Raw genomic sequence first — 4,728 nt, forward strand, 5'->3', positions numbered from 1 at the left:
ACTACTACAGAAGGAGGATCCCCTCAATCAAAATATTCAATTATTTTAGAAAGATTTCTGCTTCCGCGACTTTACTAACAACCCCGAAAGTCGAGTCCTATAATAAAAAAAGACCCGGACAAGGCCGGCACAAAGGCCGCGATGACCCTCAAAAAGATTTTCACGTTTACTTTCAGTGGAATCCAGCATAGCAAGGTGGGCACCAAAAAGGACTTTCATTATGAACCAATTCAGACAGCTACTGTATCAAATTCAAGGTATTTTGCGCTCCATGGGCATCCATCCCCTACTCTTCGCGGTGGGCGCTCTCTTATGCATCTTTTTTCCGCGCTTTTTCCTGCTGGCCCTTGTAGGCTACGGTATTTATTGGATCGCCCAAAATTTTTGGACCGGACCAAAATCCACGGGCAAAAGAGGTCGACGCTCAAGGCGCCGCTAACATGCACCCAATACGCGAGAGGGTTTCCATGGTCTCCCCAACACGTCTTTTTTTCGATATCCTGCTTGTTGTCATCCGCAATGTCTGGACTGTCCTGTTCTTCCTGTCCAGCCTTTCCCTCCTCTCCCTGGCCAATCATTTCTGGGAAGACATCGCTGGAGCGGCGCTCCACGCCCAGACGTTGATTTTGAACGGGATCGACTATCTGCGAGCCCTCTAGCCCGCTTCATCCACGAAACGCCCCTTGGTGAAAGAACCGGAACTCGCGGAGCCAACCGGATTGTTTTCGATATCCCGAGGGACAGTCCTGACCACGGAATCCCGGTCTCGGACCTCCCTCTCGATTCGCCGCCGACGGTAAAAACTCCCAAGAATCCCGCCCTGTCTTTCCAAGTCCTGAACATCGTCCACGCCCCACCACCTTGTTTTCGCGACCACCCGCCATGAACTCATTGCCTACCACAGGCACACGGCCAGCCTGGGTTCCACGCGTGCGGCGTGACAGGCTCCGCTCCGCGACGCGCATTCTCCTTACCGTCCGCTTTTTCAAAACCCTATCCCATCGCCTCCCGATGTCCAAGACGGACATTCCCGGCCTCGCGCTCCCTGGCAAAACCCCGACCAAAAAAATGACCACCGGTCATAAATTTCTCTTGACGCATTTCTCGCAACAGGCGTAATGCTTTTCTCGCGATGAAAAACTTTACCTCCAGCAACAGCCTGTACTTTTTTTGGTACTTTTATTTTAGCAGAGCCTGTGGTCTGGGGGGACTGCTTTAGTCGCACACATCTGAAGCAAACCAACCAAAGGGCCGCAGGCGAACACGCCGGCGGCCCTTTTTTTGTATCCGCCGCCGGGAGCCGGGCCAAAATCAGGAGGACATCATGAACATGGGCAAAAGCGTTCGACTGGAACGAATCTTCAACCGCAACACGGGCCGCAGCATCATCGTGCCCCTGGATCACGGCACCACGGTCGGCCCCATCGCCGGGCTGGTGGACATGCGCGCCACCGTCGACAAAGTGGCCGAGGGCGGCGCCAATGCCGTGCTGATGCACAAAGGCCTGCCTCGCTGTTCCCACCGCGGCCACGGCCGTGACGTCGGGCTCATCATCCATCTTTCCGCCAGCACCACGCTCTCCCCCTTCCCCAACGCCAAAATTCTGGTTGGAACCGTGGAAGACGGGATCAAGCTCGGCGCCGACGCCGTGTCCGTGCATCTGAATCTCGGTGACGAATCCGAACGGGATATGCTCCGCGACATGGGGCAGGTCGCCTCCAAATGCAACGAATGGGGCATGCCGCTCCTGGCCATGGTCTACGCCCGTGGACCGAAAATCAAATCCGAATGGGATCCGGCCACCGTGGCGCACTGTGCCCGACTGGCCGAGGAGCTCGGCGCCGACGTGATCAAGGTCGTCTACACCGGCGATCCGGAATCCTTCGCCACGGTCACGGAAAGCTGCTGCGTGCCCGTGGTCATTGCCGGCGGCCCACGCATGGATTCTCCCCGCGAAATCCTGCAAATGGCGCACGACTCCATCGCCGCTGGCGGGGCGGGCCTATCCATGGGACGCAATATCTTCCAGGCCGACGATCCAACCAGATTGGTTCAGGCCCTGCACGCCGTGGTACACATGGAATACAGCGTCGACCAAGCCCTGGCCCTACTCGAAGAACCTAAAATCTAAGGGCAGACCATGAAAAACGTCATCTTTTCCGGCATCCCCTTTGACAAAGGCGAAATCACCCTGGCCCTGGAATCTGGTGTGGACGCCGTCATTGTCGAGTCCGCGCACGTCGCCTCTGTCCAGGCCCTGAGCAAAACGCCGGTCCTGGCCGCCGAAGAACAAGCCTTTATCCGCCTGGACAGTAAGGCTGACGAAGAAGAAGCCGTGCGTCTTTTAGTCCAGGGCCGAAACGTCATCCTGAAAGAAGGCTGGGAAATCATTCCCGTCGAAAACATCCTGGCCCAGTCCGAAAATCTGGCCGTGGAAGTGGCCAGTCTGGATCGGGCGAGGCTGGCCGCCGGCATCCTGGAACGCGGGGTCAAAACCGTGCTTGTCCTGCCGTCCGCCGTCTACGATCTGAAAACCATTGTCCGCGAACTCAAACTCAGCCAGGGCACCATGGAATTGGAAACCGCGATCATCACCAATGTCACATCCGCCGGTCTTGGCCATCGCGTCTGTGTGGACACCATGAGCCTGATGAAATCCGGCCAAGGCATGCTGGTCGGCAACTCCAGCGCCTTCACCTTCCTGATCAACGCCGAAACCGAATCCAACCCTTATGTGGCGCCACGTCCCTTCCGCATCAATGCCGGAGCCGTGCACGCCTACGCGGCCATGCCCGGCGACAAAACCACCTATCTCGACGAGCTGAAAACCGGCTCCGAGGTGCTCATTGTCGGCGCCGACGGCGCGACCACCCTGGCCACGGTCGGCCGTTGCAAGGTGGAGATCCGGCCCATGCTGCTCATCGAAGCGGAAACCAGCGGCAAGAGCGGGACCATCTTCCTGCAAAACGCCGAGACCATCCGGCTGGTCCGGGCCGACGGTTCCCCGGTCAGCGTGGTCGACCTGCAGGTCGGCGACAAGGTGCTCTGCCGCACAGACCAGGCCGGACGGCATTTCGGCATGCGCATCACCGAGGACATCAAGGAATAGCCCATGATCAACGACGCCACCGCCCGCCTGACGGAAATACGGACGCAGATCGACGACCTGGACGACCGCATCGTCGACCTGCTCAACAAGCGGGCAACCCTCAGCCGCGAGGTGGGACACATCAAATCCCATTCCCTGGACATGGTATTCAAACCCTTCCGGGAAAAGGAAGTCCTGAACCGACTGACGGCCGTAAGTTCCGGCATCCTCCCCGAAGACCACCTGCGGGCCATCTACCGAGAAATCATTTCCTCCTCGCGCCGCCTGCAACAACCGCAAATCGTGGCCTACCTCGGGCCCGAAGGCACGTTCACCCATCAGGCCGCCCTGGAGTACCTGGGTCGATCCATGGACTTCTCGCCCTGTCCGACCCTGCACGACGTCTTTCTGACCGTGGCCTCGCGCAAGGCCGACCTGGGCGTCATTCCACTGGAAAATTCCCTGCAGGGCAGCGTCGGGCAGAGCCTGGATCTCTTCCTGCAATACAATGTCTATATCCATGCCGAGCTGTTCAGCCGCATCAGTCACGCCCTGCTGGCCACGGGGAGCGATCTGTCCCAGGTACGCCGGGTTTATTCCCATCCCCAGGCCCTGGCCCAATGCTCCGGCTGGCTCAGAACCAACATCCCGCAGGCCGAGGTCATTCCCGTGGACAGCACCGCCGCGGCCGCGGCCCTGGCCGAGCAGGAAGGCAACGGTGCCGCGGCCATTGGCCATCCCCGGCTGGTGGAACGCTACGGTTTGACGGCCGTGGCCCTGGATATCCAGGATCTGCCCGACAACTGGACCCGTTTTCTGGTCATTGGACCGACCCCGACCCAGGGCAGCAGTCGGGACAAAACCTCGCTCCTCTTCACCACGCCGGACCGTCCCGGCGCCCTGGCCGCCATTTTGAACCTGCTGGCCGACCAGGGGCTCAATCTGACCAAACTCGAATCACGCCCGCTCAAAGGCGAAAAATGGAAATACGTCTTTTTCATGGACGTGGAATGCGACTTGTCCCAGGACCAATATGAAAACACCATGAACCATCTGACCAAGCTTTGTCATACCATGCGCGTGCTCGGAAGCTATCCTACCGGACCGCAACTCTACGGCACCGGCATGACGCGGGAGTCCGCATGAACACGATCACCATCACCGCGCCCTCCTCCAAATCCCTGTCCCATCGGGCGCTCATCTGCGCGGCCCTGGCCAATGGCGAATCGCTGCTGGAAGGGGTGCTGGACAGCCAGGATCTGGCCCGTACCACGGATTGTCTGCGCGGCCTGGGCGCGGTCATCGAAGCGCGCGGCGACAGGATCTTCGTGCGCGGCATCGGAACTGGCCGGGCATGCCCCCCCCAAGACGTGGTGGACATGAACGTGGGCGAGTCCGGCACCACCTGCCGGCTGATGATGGGCGTGGTCACGGCCGTGCCCGGCATCTACCGTTTCCACGGCGAGGGCCGCATGCACGACCGTCCCGTGGCCGATCTAACCGAGGCCCTGGCCCAACAAGGCGTGCGCGTGACCTTCGAGGACAAGATCGGCTACCCGCCCCTGGTCCTGTCCAGCCCCGGCCTTGTCGGCGGCGAGGTGGTCATCAACCTGGAACAGAGCAGTCAGTACCTCTCGGGC

General features: G+C 59.7%; 5 protein-coding genes. All 5 read left to right on the forward strand.

What is annotated here, in order from left to right; translation table 11 throughout:
* Window positions 1-467 precede the first annotated feature (467 nt).
* Complete coding sequence (locus EOL86_12055) at window positions 468-659, forward strand: hypothetical protein (GenBank protein ID NCD26307.1); 192 nt, start codon at window positions 468-470, stop codon at window positions 657-659.
* Between the two features lie 665 nt (window positions 660-1,324).
* Window positions 1,325-2,131 (forward strand): fructose-bisphosphate aldolase, encoded by an 807-nt coding sequence (locus tag EOL86_12060; protein ID NCD26308.1) that lies wholly within the window; start codon window positions 1,325-1,327, stop codon window positions 2,129-2,131.
* Between the two features lie 9 nt (window positions 2,132-2,140).
* Complete coding sequence (locus tag EOL86_12065) at window positions 2,141-3,109, forward strand: 3-dehydroquinate synthase II family protein (GenBank protein NCD26309.1); 969 nt, start codon at window positions 2,141-2,143, stop codon at window positions 3,107-3,109.
* 6 nt (window positions 3,110-3,115) lie between these two features.
* Complete coding sequence (gene pheA, locus EOL86_12070) at window positions 3,116-4,234, forward strand: prephenate dehydratase (GenBank protein ID NCD26310.1); 1,119 nt, start codon at window positions 3,116-3,118, stop codon at window positions 4,232-4,234.
* On the forward strand, window positions 4,231-4,728 hold a 498-nt coding region (locus EOL86_12075; protein ID NCD26311.1), incomplete at its 3' end, for a 3-phosphoshikimate 1-carboxyvinyltransferase. The genes pheA and EOL86_12075, both read left to right, overlap by 4 nt.

Source organism: Deltaproteobacteria bacterium (genome assembly GCA_009930495.1).
In the GTDB taxonomy this organism is placed as follows: Bacteria; Desulfobacterota; Desulfovibrionia; order Desulfovibrionales; family Desulfomicrobiaceae; genus Desulfomicrobium.